The organism is Pseudomonas sp. EA_65y_Pfl2_P74 (assembly GCF_963970575.1).
Taxonomy (GTDB): domain Bacteria; phylum Pseudomonadota; class Gammaproteobacteria; order Pseudomonadales; family Pseudomonadaceae; genus Aquipseudomonas; species Aquipseudomonas baetica_A.
Map to the genome: position 1 here is coordinate 1 of NZ_CAXAOQ010000001.1, position 17365 is coordinate 17365.

The window sequence follows — 17365 nt, forward strand, 5'->3', positions numbered from 1 at the left end:
CCAGTGGTTTTACCCACTTCGATGGTGATGTTTTGACCGTTGGCCAGAGTTACCACGACTGGCGAACCCGTGACCGGGGCGCCCACGGTTGCGGTGTAAGTAACGGTGCCACCCTCGGCCACGGAAGCATCGGCCGTCAGTTTGACGGTCGACGTGTCGATGGTGTCGGTCACTTCAGTCACGGCCGTAACAGTGCTTGGCACCAGGTTCTCGAAGTTGCCGCCAGTCGCGGTGGAAATGGTTGCTTCGACTTTGCCGGCATCTTTGTAAACGTCATCGGCCGGCGCTGGAACAGTCACAGTGCCTGTGGTTTTGCCGGCTTCGATGGTAATCACTGCGCCGTTCGACAAGGTCACAGTCACTGGCGAGCCAGCAGCGTTGGTCAGGGTCGCGGTGTAAACGATCGAACCACCCTCGGCCACCGAGCCAGTGGCACTCAGCGACAGATTGGTGGTATCGATCGAGTCGGTAATGGTGGTGGTCGCTGGCGTGGTGTTCGGCACCAGGTTTTCAAAGTTGCCACCGGTAGCGCCGGTAATTGTGGTGCTGACGGTGCTGCCATTGTTGTAGACGTCGTTTGGCGCGGTCGGCACGTCTACGGTGCCGGTCGTTTTGCCGGCCTCAATGGTGATGGTCGACCCGTTCGACAGGGTGACGGTCACCGGGGTTTGCGCCGGGTTGGTCAGGGTCGCGGTGTAGGTGATCTGGCCACCCTCGACGACGGTGCCGGTCGCGGTGAGGCTCACGCTGGTGGTGTCGATCGAATCGGTGACGGTGGTAGTCGCTGGCGTGGTGTTCGGCACCAGGTTTTCAAAGTTGCCACCGGTAGCGCCGGTAATTGTGGTGCTGACGGTGCTGCCATTGTTGTAGACGTCGTTTGGCGGGGTCGGCACGTCTACGGTGCCGGTCGTTTTGCCGGCCTCAATGGTGATGGTCGACCCGTTCGACAGGGTGATGGTCACCGGGGTTTGCGCCGGGTTGGTCAGGGTCGCGGTGTAGGTGATCTGGCCACCCTCGACGACGGTGCCGGTCGCGGTGAGGCTCACGCTGGTGGTGTCGATCGAATCGGTGACGGTGGTGGTCGCTGGCGTGGTGTTCGGCACCAGGTTTTCAAAGTTGCCACCGGTAGCGCCGGTAATTGTGGTGCTGACGGTGGTGCCATTGTTGTAGACGTCGTTTGGCGCGGTCGGCACGTTGACGGTGCCGGTCGTCTGGCCCGCGCCAATGGTGATGGTCGAGCCGTTCGACAGGGTGACGGTCACCGGGGTTTGCGCCGGATTGGTCAGGGTCGCGGTGTAGGTGATCTGGCCACCCTCGACCACGGTACCGGTCGCGGTCAGGGTCAGGCCGGTGGTGTCGATCGAATCGGTGATGGTGGTCACCGCCGGTGTCGGGTTCGGCACCAGGTTTTCGAAGTTGCCGCCCGTGGCACCGGTGATGGTCGTGGTGACGGTGCTGCCGTTGTTGTACACGTCGTTGGCCGGGGTCGGCACGTTGACGGTGCCGGTCGTCTGGCCCGCGCCAATGGTGATGGTCGACCCGTTCGACAGGGTGACGGTCACCGGGGTTTGCGCCGGATTGGTCAGGGTCGCGGTGTAGGTGATCTGACCGCCCTCGGTGACGCTCGATCCCGCCGTCAGGGTGACGGTGGTGGTGTCGATGGTGTCGGTGACCTGGGTGGTGGCCGGGGTGGTCGGCGGGGTCACGGTGATGCCGTTACCGCCAGTGGTGCCGGTGACGGTCACGTCGATCTGGGTCGGGTCGTTATAAACGGTGTCGTTCGGCGCCAGCGGCACGTTGACGGTGCCAGTGGTCGAGCCGGCCGGGATCACGATCACTGCGCCGTTGGACAGGGTGATGGTCAGGTCCGTCAGCGGCGCCTGAGTCAGGGTCGCGGTGTACACCAGCACGCCGCCGGCTTCGGTGATGGTCGGCGTGGCGCTGAGGCTCAGGGTCGATTCACGCAGAGCGTTGTTGGTGGTGTCGGTGGTCTGGCCGCCGGTGATGTTCTGAGCCGCTTGCGCAGCCGAATCGATGCCCGCTGTCGGGAAACCAATGGTCGGGTCAACGCTGCCGGCCGTGGCATCAAGCAGCACGAAGCTGTGACCACCACCGGCGGCACCGCCCGTACCCGCGGCAGTGGCGCCGGCTGCGGTGGCTTCCAGCGCGGTGGTCGGGTCGACACCGGCGGCGATGGCTTGTTGCAGTTCTTCTACCGACGGCGCGGCCTGTGCGGTGGCTTCGGCCAGGTCAGTGCTGGAGTCGGGCGCGCTGGCGCTCCATTGAGTGTCGCGACCCAGATCGAGGGTGCGGCCATCAGCCAGTTCAAGCGACACGGCGCCGGAGAGGCCGGTGTCGATCTGGTCGCCGACAAACAGGCGGTCGCCTTCAACGAGTACGCGGCGTACGCCTTCCGGCGACACCACGAAAACCTGACCGACAATGCTTTTGACGATGGCAACAACACTGCTCATTGAAGACTCTCCGGGGTGTCACGTTCAGTTGACTTCCATAGACCTGATGGCGTCTGCGCCATTTCAGTCTGGACGTACTTTAAAAATTTGCGAAACAAGTTTGACGCATGATTTTGTCAATAATTTGGCTATATTCTTTCGCGATTAACTTTATGCCAAACTATTGACCTTCTGGGTGCCATCCTAAACAATCGCCCCACTAATGTCACATTGATATTTCCGCGGCGACCTGTCCTTCAGCGTGTGATCCAGTTCCTATTTTGAACTTTCCGACATACGGTCATTCCGGTTGCCAATCATCCGACGCAGCACCACGTTTTGCTGTGATTCAAGACAAGAAGTTCTGGGAAATCTTTATCATGCGTTTGCATCTGCTCAAGGCCCTACCGTTCGCCCTCGCCGCATCGTTCGTACAAGCACAATCCCTACCGCAAGCCATGCAACAGGCGCTGGATGTCCATCCGGAAATCCAGGCAGGGGTCAACAGTCGTTTGGCCGCGGATTATCAATTAAAGGCAGCCAAAGGTGGATACCTGCCGAAGGTCGATCTGCTCGGCGGTTATGGTCGTGAAGGCACCGACAGCGTGACCACGCGAGCCAACGGTGGTGGCAATCACTGGGAAACCCTGAACCGCAGCGAGTCAAGTTTACGTCTCTCGCAAATGGTCTTCGACGGTTTCGCGACGTCCAGCGAAGTCGGGCGTCAACAAGCCACCGTCAACTCGCGCGCCTACTCGTTGCTTGGCACGTCCGAGCGCACCGCGCTGACGGTGGCCCAGGTGTATCTGGACGTGCTGACCCGCCGCGAATTCGTGCGTCTGGCCGAGGAAAACCTCAAGAGCCATCAGCGCATCTATGACCAGATTCAACTGCGCACCCAGCGCGGTGTCGGCAGCGGTGCCGATCTTGATCAAGCCGAAGCGCGGATGGCTCAGGCCCGCAACAACCTGATCACCGAGCAAACCAACCTCGCCGACTCTGAAACCAACTTCCTCAGCGCTGTCGGCCAGATGCCCGATCAGTTGGAGCGTCCGGCGCCGTTCATGGCGATGATGCCGGCCAACCTCAATGAAGCCCGCACGCAGATGCTGGAAAACAGCCCGATCCTGCGCTCGGCCGAGTCCGATATTGCGGCTGCCGAGAAACAGTACGAAGCCGCCAAGTCGACCTTCTACCCACGCTTCGACGCCGAGTTGGGCCGCACCGCCGACAACGACCTCGACGGCCAGAACGGTCACAACAACGAATGGCAGGCCATGCTGCGCATGCGCTTCAACCTGTATTCGGGTGGCAGCAACAAGGCTGACCTGGAATCCAAGTCGTACCTGTCGAACCAGGCGCTGGACATCCGCAACAACGCCTTGCGTCAATTGAATGAAGAACTGGGCCTGGCCTGGAACGCCCTCAACAACGCCAATGCTCAGGTGCCGATCGCTCAGCAGTATGTCGATCACAGCATGGCGGTGCGTACCGCTTACCAGCGTCAGTTCAGCCTCGGCGAGCGCACTCTGCTTGACTTGCTCGACAGCGAAAACGAGTTGTTCACCGCTTCGCGGCGTCTGGCTGAAATCAAAAACATTCAGTTATTTACTCAATACCGAATCAAGGCGACCATGGGCGAGTTGCTCAGAAGCCAGGGAGTGGTCGCACCGTTGGCATCCGTTGTGCAAAACGACGTGAAGCCCAAGGTGCAGTTACCTGGGATGAATTGAGTTATCCCTTTTAAACAGTCAAAGAGTGTCGAGCGTGGAATCAGAAGTCAGTCGAGTTCATCTCAGTCATGATCCACGCGCGTTGCACGACGATCCGTTGCTGGATGGTCTGCTCGCCCTTTGCATACTGCACCAGAAACCTGCCAGCGCGGCGATGCTGACCACCGGCCTGCCGCTGCCCAAACAACGTTTGAGTGTCGAGTTGCTGCCTCGCGCGGCGGCTCGCGCCGGCCTGCAGGGTCGAGTGCTGCAGCGCAAACTGGAAGAGATTCCGGCGATCGCCATGCCGGCGTTGTTGTTGCTCAAGGATGGCCGCAGTGCCGTCATGCTCGGCTGGCAAGGTGAAAATGAAGCGCGGGTGCTGCTCAGCGAAAGCGATGGTGGCGAGTCCGTGGTCAGTCGTGAACTGCTCGCCGACGATTACACCGGCAAAGTCTTCTTCGCCCAACCCCAACATAAATTCGACGTCAACCACGGCACGCTGATCCCGCGTGCACGCTCGTGGTTCCGTGACACCCTCAAGCGTTCGCGCTGGCTGTATGCCGACGCCATTGCCGCCAGTTTCCTGATCAATATCATCGCCATGGCCGCGCCGCTGTTCGTGATGAACGTCTACGACCGCGTGGTGCCGAACCAGGCTGAGGCCACCCTGTGGGTGCTCGCACTGGGTATCACCGGCGCCTACATGTTCGACCTGATTCTCAAGAGCCTGCGCAGCCTGTGTCTGGATCTGGCCGGCAAGAAAACCGACCTGATCATCTCTGCGACGCTGTTCGAGCGCATCGTCGGCATGGCCATGAAGCATCGGCCGGCGCGGGTCGGCAGCTTCGCGCAGAACATCCATGAGTTTCAGAGCCTGCGTGACTTCCTGGCCTCGCTGACCCTGACCAGCCTGATCGATCTGCCGTTCACCATCCTGATCTTCATTGTCATCGCCATTCTTGGCGGGCATCTGGTGTGGATTCCGGTGCTGGCGTTCCCGATTGCCCTGGCCATCGGCTACGCGTTGCAGAAGCCGCTGGTGGCCACCATGGAACGCACCATGGCCCTCGGCGCCGAGCGTCAGTCGAGCCTGATCGAAACCCTCGCCGGCCTAGACGCGGTCAAGGTCAACAACGCCGAAAGCGAACGCCAATACCAGTGGGAACAGACCATTGGCACCCTCAGCCGCCTCGAACTGCGGGTGAAAATGCTTTCCGGCCTGGCGATGAACATCACCCTGCTGATCCAGCAACTGGCCGGGGTGATCATGATCGTCTTCGGCGTGTACCAGATCATCGCCGGCAACCTCAGCATGGGCGGTCTGATTGCGTGCTACATGCTCAGCGGTCGCGCACTGAGCCCGCTGGCGTCGCTGTCCGGCCTGCTGACGCGCTACCAGCAAGCGCGAGTGACCATGACCTCGGTCGACCAGATGATGGAGCTGCCGCAGGAACGCAATTTCGAAGAGCGCCCGCTGAGCCGCAAGGTTCTGCAAGGTGCCATCGAATGCCGCCAGCTCAACTTCACCTACCCGGAACAACAGAACCCGGCGCTGAAGAACATCAACCTGGTGATCCGTCCCGGCGAGAAGATCGGCATCATCGGTCGCAGCGGCTCTGGCAAAAGCTCCCTCGCCAAGCTGCTGGTGGGCCTGTATCAACCGGACGACGGCGCGTTGCTGGTCGACGGTGTGGACATCCGTCAGATCGACGTCAGCGAGTTGCGCTACAACATCGGCTATGTGCCGCAAGACATTCAACTGCTGGCCGGCACCCTGCGTGACAACCTGGTGTCCGGCGCGCGTTATGTAGAGGACGAACTCGTCCTGCAGGCCGCCGAACTGGCCGGCGTCCACGAATTCGCCCGTTTGCACCCGCAAGGTTATGAGCTGCAAGTGGGCGAGCGCGGGCAGAACCTGTCCGGCGGCCAGCGCCAGAATGTCGCCCTGGCCCGGGCATTGTTGCTCAATCCGCCGATTCTGCTGATGGACGAACCGACCAGCGCCATGGACAACACCGGCGAAGAACGCCTCAAGCAACGCCTCGCGGCGGTGATCGAAAACAAGACCGTGGTGCTGGTGACGCACCGGGCGTCGCTGCTGTCGCTGGTGGATCGCCTGCTGGTGGTCGACCGCGGACAGATTCTCGCCGATGGCCCGAAAGCCGCCGTGATGGAAGCGTTGAAGAAGGGGCAGATCAGTGTTGCTTAAGTCGGGTATCAAGGAGTCGATCCGTCGCTACTTCAAGGGTTCTGCCTCGCTGCAGGGCCAGCCACTGCCAGAGGTCAACAAAGCGCTGATCGAAGACGCCCCGCGCGTCGTTCGTCTGACGATATGGGCGATCATCGGCTTTTTCGTGTTCCTCATGCTCTGGGCCAATTTCGCCGTGATCGACGAAGTGACCAAAGGCGAGGGCAAGGCTATTCCGTCTTCGAAGATCCAGAAAATCCAGAACCTTGAGGGCGGCATCGTTACTGAGCTCTACGTCAAGGAAGGCCAGATCGTCGAGGCCGGTGCGCCGCTGATTCGCCTGGACGACACGCGATTTGCCTCCAACGTTGGCGAAACCGAGGCCGACAGGCTGTCGATGGTGCTGCGGGTCGAGCGTCTGAGTGCCGAGGTCGATGACCGACCGCTGAACTTCCCCGAGGACGTGCTCAAAGCTGTTCCGGGCCAGGCCAAAAGCGAAGAATCGCTGTACATCAGCCGTCGCCAGCAGCTGCACGACGAGATCGGCGGTTTGCAGGAGCAGTTGATCCAGCGTCAGCAAGAGCTGCGCGAGTTCACCTCCAAGCAGGCGCAGTACCGCCAGCAACTCGGTTTGCAGCGTCAGGAAATCAACATGTCCGAGCCGCTGGTGGCGCAGGGCGCGGTTTCCCCGGTTGAAGTGCTGCGGCTCAAGCGTGCCGAAGTCGAAACCCGTGGTCAGCTCGATGCCACTACGCTGGCCATCCCGCGCGCCGAATCGGCGATCAAGGAAGTGCAGCGCAAGATCGACGAGACGCGTGGCAAGTTCCGCAGCGAAGCGCTCACTCAACTCAACGAAGCGCGCACTGACCTGAACAAGGCCAAGGCCACCGGCAAGGCGCTGGAAGACCGCGTCAGCCGGACACTGGTCACGTCGCCGGTGCGCGGCATCGTCAACAAGTTACTGGTCAACACCATCGGCGGCGTGATCCAGCCGGGCAGCGACATGGTGGAAATCGTACCGTTGGACGACACGTTGCTGGTCGAAGCCAAGATCCGCCCGCAAGACATCGCGTTCCTGCATCCAGGGCAGGAAGCGACGGTGAAATTCACCGCGTATGACTACACCATTTATGGTGGGCTCAAAGCCAAGCTTGAGCAGATTGGCGCAGACACCATTACCGACGAAGACAAGAAAACCACGTATTACGTGATCAAGTTGCGCACCGATCGCAGCCACTTGGGCACCGATGAGAAGCCGTTGCTGATCATCCCGGGGATGGTGGCCTCGGTGGATATCATCACCGGCAAGAAGTCGGTGTTGAGCTATCTGCTCAAACCGATCATTCGGGCGCGTGCCGAGGCGCTGCACGAGCGCTAGATCTTCAGTGGCCTCATCGCGGGCAAGCCCGCTCCCACATTGAAATGCATTCCAGTGTGGGAGCGGGCTTGCTCGCGAAGAGGCCAGTTGCAGCGCCTGATATCCACCGTCGTAATTGCCGCTGGCCTTACCGCCTGCACCGTGGGCCCTGACTTCCAAAAGCCGGTAGCCACGCAGATCGCCGATTGGGCCAAACCCGCCAAATCAGCCCCCGGCCAAGCGGTCAGCGAACCCCTGAACGAACGCTGGTGGGAAGTCTTCCACGACCCGCAACTCTTGGCCCTGACCCAGCGCGCCGTGCACAGTAACCTCGACCTGCAACTGGCCAGCAGCCGGCTGCATCAAAGTCGCGCCGCACGCCGGGTGATCGGCGCCGACCGCTACCCCAATACCGCCGCCACCGCTGGCTATGGGCGCGAACGCAACAGTGCCAAGGGCCTGAGCGACCCATCCGGACATAACGGCGATTCGGCCTTCAACCTGTGGGACGCCGGTTTATCCGCCTCATGGGAACTGGATGTCTGGGGCCGCGTGCGCCGGGAAACCGAAGCCGCCGACGCCAATCTGGAAGTCGCCGAAGCCGCCGCACAAGTCGCGGCCATCGAATCGCGGCTGCCGGCACTGGAGCAGCGCCAATCGCAACTGATCAACGCGATCAGCCTGTTGCTGGAACTGACCGCCTATAACGCCAGCCAGCGCCGCGCAGGCCGCCTCGCCGAAGCCGTGCGCCAGAACCAGATCGCCCTGCGCACCGCACAACGGCAATACGTCGAAGGCGTGGTCGACTTCGTCAACGTCCTTACCGTGCAGAGCGCGTTGCTCGCGACTCAGGAGCAGTGGGTGGAGAGTTCGACCGCGGTGTCGCTGGCGATGGTCGGGTTGTACCGGGCGTTGGGTGGGGGATGGGAGTCGGTGTATCCGGTCGACAAGATGGCGCAACGCTGAGGTTGTCGCAAAAACGGATCAAATCGACGAATTCGATGTGATGTGCAGGCTGCCGAGTAGATCGTCAGCAGAAGGTGTCACAGGTTGAAGCGGACTTCGGGTGCTCAATCTGCGAAATTTTTGATTTTGATTTGCCCTTCGGGAAACGTTGCGATGATTTCAAGTTCGCCGCCCATCGCATGGATATAGTTGCGCAATGTTTCTAGATGCTCAGCGTACAGCCGATCGGTTGATCGGCGAGCGGGACATTGACTTCATGCCAGCGGTCCTGACCGGTTTTGTCTCCACCGATCAATAGTACTGCGCAACGTCTTGGATCAAACGCATCAAGAATGCGATACGGCCGTCCGGCATGTTGAACTCGCAGTTCTCGTAAATGGCCGTGCCGCGCTCCGTTGATCGCATTACTGTGCGGAAAGCGTAAACCCGGTCCGAATTGACCCAGCAGTTTGACGCTTGCAGCCACAGAACTCTGCTCGTTTTCAGTCAGGTCTTCCCATCAGTTGCCTAACGCGTCGGTGTATTCGATATCCCACTTCATGGGAGGCGAATATGGGCGCTATGGAATATTCCATCAGGGTTATATTTTCGATGGGCTGACCTGAGCACTTGCGGTCTGCTTAAACCAAAGACAAAGGCGCAATGCTGGCCTTTCGCTTGACGCTAACCCTCGCTGTCGTAGACTCCGCACATCCGTCAGGGAGTAGCGGTTATGCAGCGTTTTCGTGGTTGGGTTTTTGGATTGACCTTTGTAACGTGTGCCGTTCAGGCGCAAACGCCCGGGCTAGACGATCCGCTGCTCGATAGCCCAGCGGCCGGGGCGGGTACCGCGAGCAGTGAGGCGCGGGGTGTGCTTCGCGCTCGGGATCAGGCGATTCTGGCCAGTGAGCTGTCCGGGCGGATTGTCGAGTTGCCGTTCAGTGAGGGCGAGTCGTTCAAGAAGGGCGACGTGCTGGCCCGGTTCGATTGCTCGGCCTATCAGGCGCAACTCAATGCTGCGCAAGCGGCCAGCCGTGGCGCCGGTGAAGAATTGGCGCACAACAAACAATTGGCCGCGCTCAATTCCGTCGGGCGTTTCGAAGTGGCGCGGGCGCAGGCCAAGGTCAGCGAAACCCAGGCGCAATCTCAGGTTTATCAGGTGCAGGTCAAACGCTGCAGCGTGATTGCGCCATTTGACGGGCAAGTGGTGGAGCGCAAGGTCAAGCGCTATGAGAGCGTGTCGGCCGGCGCGCCGCTGCTGGATGTGGTCGATAACCGCACACTGGAAATCCATCTGTTGGTCCCGTCGCGCTGGATGGCCAAACTCAAGCCTGGCCAGACGTTTTCCTTTGTTCCCGATGAAACCGGTCAACCGCTCGAGGCCACGGTCAAACGCCTCGGCGCGCGAATCGATGAGGGCAGTCAGACCTTGTTGCTGGTCGCCTCTCTCCCCGAAGCCAAAGGCTTGCTGGCCGGCATGAGCGGTACGGCGCATTTTGCGGAGCTCAATTGAACGCCCCGGTCAGCGGCGGTGCCGAGCAGGTCTTTGCGCGGTTTCTCGACCTCGAACGCCAGACCCGCACGGCCCGCGACGCGTCCCAACTGGCCTACAGCCTGGTCAATGACGGCCAGTCGCTGTTCGGTTTTCGCCATGCCGCGTTGTTGATCGCAGGCAAGGTGCAAGCGGTGACCGGCGTCAGCGCGGTGGAGCCCAATGCGCCGTTCGTGGCGTTTGTCGAGCAAGCCGTGGCGCAGTTGTTCAAGCAGGATGTGCTGCAGCAGGCGCTGGTGATTGCGCCGCAGTCGCTCGGCGAATCGATCCAGGCCGATTGGCGCAGTTTGTCCGCCGCACAAGTGTTCTGGCTGCCGTTGATTGATCGGGATGGACAGGTGTTCGGCGGTTTGTGGCTGGCCCGCGATGTGCCGTGGAATCCTTCCGAACAAGTTTTGCTCTCGCAACTGGGCGACACCTACAGCCACGCCTGGCTGGCGCTGCAGCCACGCAAACCCTGGCGGTTGCGCTGGACGCGTAAACGTCAGGTGGCACTGGTCGCGGCGCTGTTGCTCGGGTTGTTGATTCCGGTGCGTCAATCGGTGCTGGCACCGGCCGAAGTGGTGCCGCTGGGCGGCCGTGTGGTGGCGGCGCCGCTGGACGGGGTGATCGCCGAGTTTCTGGTCAAACCCAATCAAACGGTGAAAACCGGCGAACTGTTGCTGCGCTTCGAAAACACCACCCTCACGGCTCAGGCCGATGTGGCCGAACGGGCATTGGATGTGGCCGAGGCCGAACTCAAATCCAATTCCCAACGCTCGTTCACCGATGCCGAGTCCAACTCGCGGATCGACTTGCTGGCCGCGCGCGTCGAGCAAAAACGCGCCGAACGCGACTACGCCCGCGAGTTGCTCAACCGCAGCGAAGTGCGTGCCGAACGCGATGGTATCGCGGTGTTTGCCGATGCCGAACGCTTGACCGGCAAACCCGTGCAGACCGGTGAACGGCTGATGGAAATTGCCGACCCGAACCAGGCCGAACTGCGTATCGAACTGGCGGTGGGCGACGCGATATCGTTAGCGCCCGGTGCCGAGATCGCGTTGTTTCTCGACAGCGATCCCTTGAAGCGCCACCACGCGACGCTGGAGCGCTCGGCCTACGAGGCACAACCGACCGCTGGCGGGCAACTGGCGTATCGGCTCGACGCCAATTTCGTCGACGCACCGCCGCGCATCGGCCTGCGCGGTACGGCGAAAATATTCGGTGACCGTGCGCCGCTGGCGCTGTACCTGTTGCGTCGTCCATTGGCCGGTCTGCGCCAGAGCGTGGGCCTGTAAATGAACCTGCCGAGCCTGCGTGCCGACCTGCAACTGTCGCCCGCAGCGCCAGCATTGGACGGCTCGCCACGCTGGACCCTGGCCGACCCGGTGCGCGGGCGTTATTTCAAACTGGGCGCGGCGGCGATGCGCCTGTTGCGCCACTGGTCGCTGGGCGATGCCGATCAGGTCCTGCGTGCGGCCAATCGTGAGCCGGGCCTGCCGCTGGACGGCACCGAGCTTGAGCAATTGCTGGAGTTTCTCCGTGGGCACGATTTGATCAGTGCCCTCGACGATCAACAGCGCGCCAGTTACCGGCTCAAGGCCCTGGCGCAGAAACAGAGCCTGTGGCAAATCCTTCTGCATCAGTACCTGTTTTTCCGTATACCGCTGTGGCGTCCTGACGCCTTTCTCAATCGCGCCTGGCCGTGGCTGGAACGCTTCGGCCCACGTGTGTTGCGCTACGGTTTGCCGGCGACGTTGGCGCTTGGGGTGTTTCTGGTCTCGCGGGACTGGCAGCGGTTTGTCGGCACCTTTCCGCACCTGTTCAGCCTCGGCGGCGCATTGGCGTTCGGCGTGGCGCTGTTTTTTGCCAAGCTGTGTCACGAGTTCGGCCACGCGTTCATGGCCAAGCGCGCCGGGTGTCGGGTGCAGAGCATGGGCGTGGCGTTCATGGTGCTGCTGCCGATGTTCTACACCGATGTCAGCGATGCCTGGCGCGTCAATGATCGTCGCGCACGGTTGTTGATTGGCGCCGGTGGCGTGATGGCTGAGTTGCTGTTGGCGTGCATCGCGCTGCTGGCGTGGTCGTTCTTGCCTGATGGCCCGGGACGCACGGCGGCGTTCATGCTCGCCAGCGCCACCTGGATCACCACGCTGGTGGTCAATCTCAATCCCTTCATGCGTTTTGACGGCTACTTTCTGATCAGCGATTTGTGGCAGGTCGACAACCTTCAGGGCCGGGCGTTTGCCTTGTGTCGCTGGCGCTTGCGCGAGTTTTTGTTCGGTTATGGCGCACCCGCGCCGGAGCCTTGGTCGCCGAAAATGCAACGGCGTTTGCTGATCTGGGGGTATGGCTCGTGGTTATGGCGTGCGGCGTTGTTTTTCGGGATCGCGTTGGCGGTCTATCACCTGTTCTTCAAGGTGTTGGGGATCTTCCTGATGCTGGTGGAACTGGTGTGGTTCATCTTTCTGCCGATCATGCGTGAGTGGCGCCAGTGGTGGAGCCGCCGCGAGCAGGCGCATGGCCCGCGCGTGTTGCTTTTCAGTCTGGCATTGCTGGGGTTGTTGCTGGTGCTGGTGGTGCCTTGGCGCAGCGCTGTGGAACTGCCGACGATGTTGCAGGCCGGACGTGCAAGCGCTCTGTATGCACCCACCGCGGCGCGGGTCAAAGCGGTGAAAGTGCAGGACGGTCAGAAGGTGGCCCAAGGGGATGTGCTGATCGAGCTGGAATCCCCGGATCTCGATTCGAAGCGCGCCATCGTGCGGCGGGAAATCCAGATCCAGCAGTTGCTGATGCGCCGGCAGGCCGGCCGCAGTGAAACAGCGGCGGACGCCGGTGTCGTTGAACAAAAACTGGCCGAAGCAGTGGCCGAATACCGCGGGCTCACCGCCCGACGTGAACGCCTGTTGCTGCGCGCCCCGCACGCCGGATATGTGCGTGATTTGCTGCCGAACCTGAGCGTCGGGCGCTGGATTTCGAGCAAGGATGCACTGGCCCGGGTCGTCGAGGACGGCACACGCCTGCGCGGTTATCTGGCCGAAGCGCAGTTGTGGCGGGTCAAACCCGGCGCCAGCGGCCGGTTCATCGCCGACGACCCGATGCACCCGGCGCTCGCGGTGCAACTGGATGAAATCGACACCAACGGCGTGGCCTACGTCGATCAGGAAGCGCTGACGTCCGATCACCACGGGCCGATTGCTGTACGCCGCGATCAACAGCAACGGGCTGAACCGGTGCAGGCGCAATATGGCGCGCGCTTGAGTGTGCTCGATAGCGCGCCGACGCCGCCGCAACCGTTGCGCGGCGTGGTCGTGTTGCAGGGGCGCGGCGAGTCGTTGCTGGGTGTGGCATGGCGACGGATGGCGGCGCTGGGGGTCAGGGAAAGCGGTTTTTAACGGAGAGCGGCGATGACGGATAACACAGCAGTGGCAGCAGAGGGATTGGTGGTGCGGCCTTCGCGGGCAACCGACGGGCCATTTCTGCAAAGCCTGTATCAAACGGCGCGGCCGGATCTGCAGTGGATCGACGGCGAGCCGGAACAGGTGCAGCAACTGGCCGCCCAGCAGTTTCAGGTGCAGGAGCAGGGCATGGGGGATCACTACCCCAACGCCATGCACTACGTGGTGGAAAAACTCGGCACGGCCATCGGTGCCTTGAGCACCGATTTCGGCGCCAACGAAATTCGCGTGTTGTATCTGGCGTTCATCCCGCCGGCGCGTGGCCAGGGTTTTGGCCGCGCCGTGCTGCAAGGCGTGCAGAAAGCCGCGCAGCAGATTCGCTGCCCGGTGGCGACGGTGGTCTGGCGCAGCAATCCCCAGGCACGCCGGCACTATCTGGCACTGGGATTTGCCGTGGAAGAAAGCAATCCGGCCGCCGAAAGACTTGTCTGGTATCCCCAATAAACCCCGTGCAGGAGCCGGGTCTTGAACGGCAATGTTCAAGCGACATTCCCGGACGCGGACCCAGGCTACACAACCTTGCGTGAGGCTCAGTGATTTCGCCGGTTTGCTGGACGCGCCCTAGCGCCACACCTTGTTGGGCATCCAGCAGGTCGTGATGCTCGGCGAACTGACCGTCAACCAAGCCCTCGACAACCTCGACCCTGCGGCCTGAAATCCAAATCCCCCGGTGGGAGCGGGCTTGCTCGCGACTGCGGTGTGTCAGTCAGGCGAATGTTGGCCGACAGATTGTGATCGCGAGCAGGGAATCAGTAGGTACAACTTGCTGGTTTCAGGCAAATACTCCGAATGCTTTCCTTCTTTTAAAGAAGGGTCGATGCTCTGATTTCTCTTGGATGAAATCAAAACGCTGATGGTGGCGAGCTCAACAACTTTTGCGTGAAACCTCTTCTCTAAAATCGGGTGATCCATGGATATGGAGAGCCACCGTTTAAAGTGTTCTTCCAGGGGGGGGCGAGTCTTTTGTTAGCCACGTAGACAATCATGGCGGCATCTATCACGCCGATTAAAATTACTGCCCCCCATGCCCAGGTAAATAAAGTGCGTGTCATCTCCATGATTCGCAATACTCGTGAATTTCTTGCCCCAAATACTCTCCGCCCTCAGTCAGCACTGTTCCAGTTAATACGGATACTGTCGCTCCAACCACCAGCACACATACGAGTTTTCCGAGCCCCTTCAACTTTGTACATGGCTGAGCATGGGCGGCCCAAACTGGAGCCTCCCTTTTTGCACTGAAAACAGATTTCGCTCGGCAGTTAGTGTGGGGACGCTTGATGCAGTGCACTGCACTCAAGCGACAAGTGGCATGCAACGTCACGGGCTTATGTACATCTCTCCACCTCTCTGATTTCCTTGGCCTTGGAAATAGAGAATTCGCTTGGGAGTGTTACTGCGTTTTTGGCGGCTAGCACTTCGGCCATCACACTGACGGCGATCTCCGGCGGCGTCTTGCTTCCGATGTATATGCCGATCGGTCCATGCAAACGTTTCAGCGATCCCTCGGTCTCACCAAAATGCTCGATCAAACGACTCCGTCGGTTCTGGCTGTTGCGTCGCGAGCCGATGGCGCCGATGTAGAAGGCTGGACCTTGCAGGGCCTCCAGCAATGCCAGGTCGTCAAGCTTTGGATCATGACTAAGGGCGATGATGCAGGTGCGTAAGTCGGGGGCAAAGGCTCTGACCACGTCGTCTGGCATGTCCTGGATTCGAGTGATGCCCTGAACATTCCACATTTCTATGTATTGGGGCCGGGGATCGCAGATGGTCACCTGAAAGCCATTGAACTGGGCCATCACGGCAACGTACTCAGCTAACGCCCCCGCGCCGATCAGCAGCATCCGATAGCCTGGACCAAGTGTGTTGCTCATGTGTAGGCCATCAAAGGTGAATTGATCGGGCGTCGCTGTGCTGTGCAGATCTACTTTTCCAGTTCGCAGATCAAGTTGGCGCCGCACCAGTTGCCTCGCGTCGAGAAGTGCTAGCAGTTGCTCAATGGCCTCGACGGCTGGCATGAATTCCAGAACCAATTCGAGCGTGCCTCCGCAAGGCAAGCCGAAACGGTGCGCCTCGTCGGCGCTCACGCCATAGCGAACCACATCGGGCAACCGCTCCGGTAAGCCTGCTGCGCCGTAAGCTGTGGTGTATCGGTGGATAAGGTCGTCTTCGATGCAGCCGCCGGAGACGCTGCCCACTACACGCCCATCGTTGCGCAGCGCCATCATCGAGCCAACCGGCCGTGGTGATGAGCCCCAGGTTCGTGCCACGCTTACCAGCAGCACGCGGTCGCCCGCAGCAAGCCAATCGCGGGCGGTACGCAGTACTAGCAGGTCAATGCTTTCCATCAAGCCTCCGCAGGGTCAGCGCATGTGCAAGATAATTGGCGTGGCGCTGGCCGGGTCGGTATGCGCGCGCAGTCGGGAGACCGCCTGCGCATCAACCTCGCCCCCCCGATTGCCCCAGGTCGTGCGGACAAAAGACAACACCTGCGCGATCTCTACGTCCGAGAGTTGTCCGCGAAAGGCAGGCATCCGGTACGCATCTGGAACCCCGGCCGTGACCACACGCATTGATCCGTTGAGGCTGATATTGATGGCTGAGTCAGGTGCCAACGTCAGTGCTGAAGTGGCCCCGGCCAGAGGCGGCATCCATGGCGCCTGTCCCTTCCCATCCTGCCCATGACAGGAGGCACAGCGCGTCTCGTAAAGGTGTCCCCCGGCGCTGACGAATTCCGAAGCAGCTGCCGCCTCGTATTGCCATGGCGCGCCATCGCGCTGTGGATCACCCGGCAAGGACTTGAGGTAGTGAGCGATAGCCGCTAGGTCGTCGTCGTTCAAGAATTGCGTGGAATTATTGAACGCCTCGGTCATCGAACCAAAAACCACCGCATGCTCATTGCGCCCGGTTTTCAGGAACTGCGCGATATCCGCTTCGCTCCAGCGCCCCAGCCCCGTGTTGGGGTCGTTGCGCAAGCTGGGGGCGTACCAGCCATCCAGCAGTGCGCCGGCCAGGAACTGGTCACCGGCATCACTCAACGCTTTTTCATTGAAAGCCGGGCCGCGTGGCGTATGGCAACTGCCGCAGTGGCCTGCGCCCTGGACCAAGTACGCGCCGCGATTCCACTGAGCGTCTCTGGCGGATTGTTCAACGAAGGTTGCAGCCTCAGTGAACAAGCTATTCCACAGCGAGATGGGCCAGCGCATGTTCAGCGGCCAGGGAATTTCGCTCGGTTTGTTGGGTTTTGCTGCCGGGCTGACGCCGTGCATGAAGAAGGCGTACAAGGCCCGCACATCCTCGTCTGTCAGCTTGGCGTACGAGGGGTAAGGCATCGCGGGGTAAAGCCGGCGCCCTTCAGGGGCAACACCTTGGCGAACGGCACGGTCGAAGTCAGCCAGGCTGTAGTGACCGATACCTGCCGCGCGGTCGGGGGTAATGTTGGTCGCGTAAATGGTCCCCAGTGGCGTAGCCATCGCCAGGCCTCCGGCGAATGGGGGACCCTCCGGCAAGCTGTGGCAAGCCACGCAGTCGCTAGACCGGGCCACATACTCGCCGCGCTGCACCAGTGCCGCGTCGCCTGTGGCAACACTGCCTGCGGCGTCGAGCGCCGACGCCGGCATCCGGGTGCCATACCAAACCAGCAGGACCAACGCGACGAGACCGACCAATGCCAGTGTGCCGGCAACTTTTTTGTAATGCCGTCTGCTCATGGACACGTCTC

11 protein-coding genes and 3 pseudogenes are annotated in these 17365 nt (G+C 61.1%); 9 read left to right on the forward strand and 5 right to left on the reverse strand.

Annotation, left to right across the window (positions count from 1 at the left end; translation table 11 throughout):
- Nucleotides 1-2474, reverse strand: a 2474-nt coding sequence (locus tag AACY18_RS00005) for a retention module-containing protein (protein WP_339463918.1), incomplete at its 3' end; no start/stop codon positions are given.
- Nucleotides 2475-2833: 359 nt separating this feature from the next.
- Here AACY18_RS00005 and AACY18_RS00010 point away from each other — a divergent pair.
- From AACY18_RS00010 to AACY18_RS00025, 4 genes are read left to right on the forward strand one after another with little or no spacing between them, the layout of a single operon-like run.
- Nucleotides 2834-4186 (forward strand): TolC family outer membrane protein, encoded by a 1353-nt coding sequence (locus AACY18_RS00010; RefSeq protein ID WP_339431661.1) that lies wholly within the window; start codon nucleotides 2834-2836, stop codon nucleotides 4184-4186.
- A 34-nt stretch (nucleotides 4187-4220) separates the two neighbouring features.
- Nucleotides 4221-6377: a type I secretion system permease/ATPase gene (locus tag AACY18_RS00015; RefSeq protein ID WP_339463920.1), complete on the forward strand. Its 2157-nt coding sequence runs from the start codon at nucleotides 4221-4223 to the stop codon at nucleotides 6375-6377.
- The gene (locus AACY18_RS00020) at nucleotides 6367-7734 is read left to right on the forward strand and encodes an HlyD family type I secretion periplasmic adaptor subunit (RefSeq protein ID WP_339431659.1); all 1368 of its coding nucleotides are present in this window, start codon (nucleotides 6367-6369) and stop codon (nucleotides 7732-7734) included. Before AACY18_RS00015 ends, AACY18_RS00020 begins: the two co-directional genes overlap by 11 nt.
- 48 nt (nucleotides 7735-7782) lie before the next feature.
- Entirely contained in the window at nucleotides 7783-8679 is an 897-nt protein-coding gene (locus AACY18_RS00025; RefSeq protein ID WP_445261938.1) for a TolC family protein, read from the forward strand.
- A 104-nt stretch (nucleotides 8680-8783) separates the two neighbouring features.
- Here the strand turns inward: AACY18_RS00025 and AACY18_RS00030 are convergent.
- Nucleotides 8784-8888, reverse strand: a pseudogene (locus tag AACY18_RS00030) (transcriptional regulator); the annotation flags it as partial.
- Nucleotides 8871-9169, reverse strand: a pseudogene (locus AACY18_RS00035) (type II toxin-antitoxin system RelE/ParE family toxin); the annotation flags it as partial. The pseudogenes AACY18_RS00035 and AACY18_RS00030, both read right to left, overlap by 18 nt.
- 222 nt (nucleotides 9170-9391) lie before the next feature.
- Between AACY18_RS00035 and AACY18_RS00040 the strand changes: the two are divergent.
- From AACY18_RS00040 to AACY18_RS27925, 5 genes and pseudogenes are all read left to right on the forward strand, one after another.
- The gene (locus AACY18_RS00040) at nucleotides 9392-10171 is read left to right on the forward strand and encodes an efflux RND transporter periplasmic adaptor subunit (RefSeq protein ID WP_339431657.1); all 780 of its coding nucleotides are present in this window, start codon (nucleotides 9392-9394) and stop codon (nucleotides 10169-10171) included.
- Nucleotides 10168-11487, forward strand: coding sequence for an efflux RND transporter periplasmic adaptor subunit (locus tag AACY18_RS00045; protein ID WP_339463921.1), 1320 nt, complete (start codon nucleotides 10168-10170; stop codon nucleotides 11485-11487). Before AACY18_RS00040 ends, AACY18_RS00045 begins: the two co-directional genes overlap by 4 nt.
- The gene (locus AACY18_RS00050) at nucleotides 11488-13584 is read left to right on the forward strand and encodes a biotin/lipoyl-binding protein (protein ID WP_339431655.1); all 2097 of its coding nucleotides are present in this window, start codon (nucleotides 11488-11490) and stop codon (nucleotides 13582-13584) included.
- Between the two features lie 12 nt (nucleotides 13585-13596).
- Nucleotides 13597-14091, forward strand: coding sequence for a GNAT family N-acetyltransferase (locus tag AACY18_RS00055; protein WP_339463922.1), 495 nt, complete (start codon nucleotides 13597-13599; stop codon nucleotides 14089-14091).
- Nucleotides 14092-14170: 79 nt separating this feature from the next.
- Nucleotides 14171-14302, forward strand: a pseudogene (locus AACY18_RS27925) (DUF6124 family protein); the annotation flags it as partial.
- 670 nt (nucleotides 14303-14972) lie between these two features.
- On the opposite strand, the gene AACY18_RS00060 reads toward AACY18_RS27925, so the two are convergent.
- Together AACY18_RS00060 and AACY18_RS00065 are read right to left on the reverse strand one after the other, a co-directional pair.
- Nucleotides 14973-15992, reverse strand: a complete 1020-nt coding sequence (locus AACY18_RS00060) for an XdhC family protein (RefSeq protein WP_339463924.1) — start codon at nucleotides 15990-15992, stop codon at nucleotides 14973-14975.
- 15 nt (nucleotides 15993-16007) lie between these two features.
- Nucleotides 16008-17354: a c-type cytochrome gene (locus AACY18_RS00065; RefSeq protein WP_339431651.1), complete on the reverse strand. Its 1347-nt coding sequence runs from the start codon at nucleotides 17352-17354 to the stop codon at nucleotides 16008-16010.
- Nucleotides 17355-17365 lie beyond the last annotated feature (11 nt).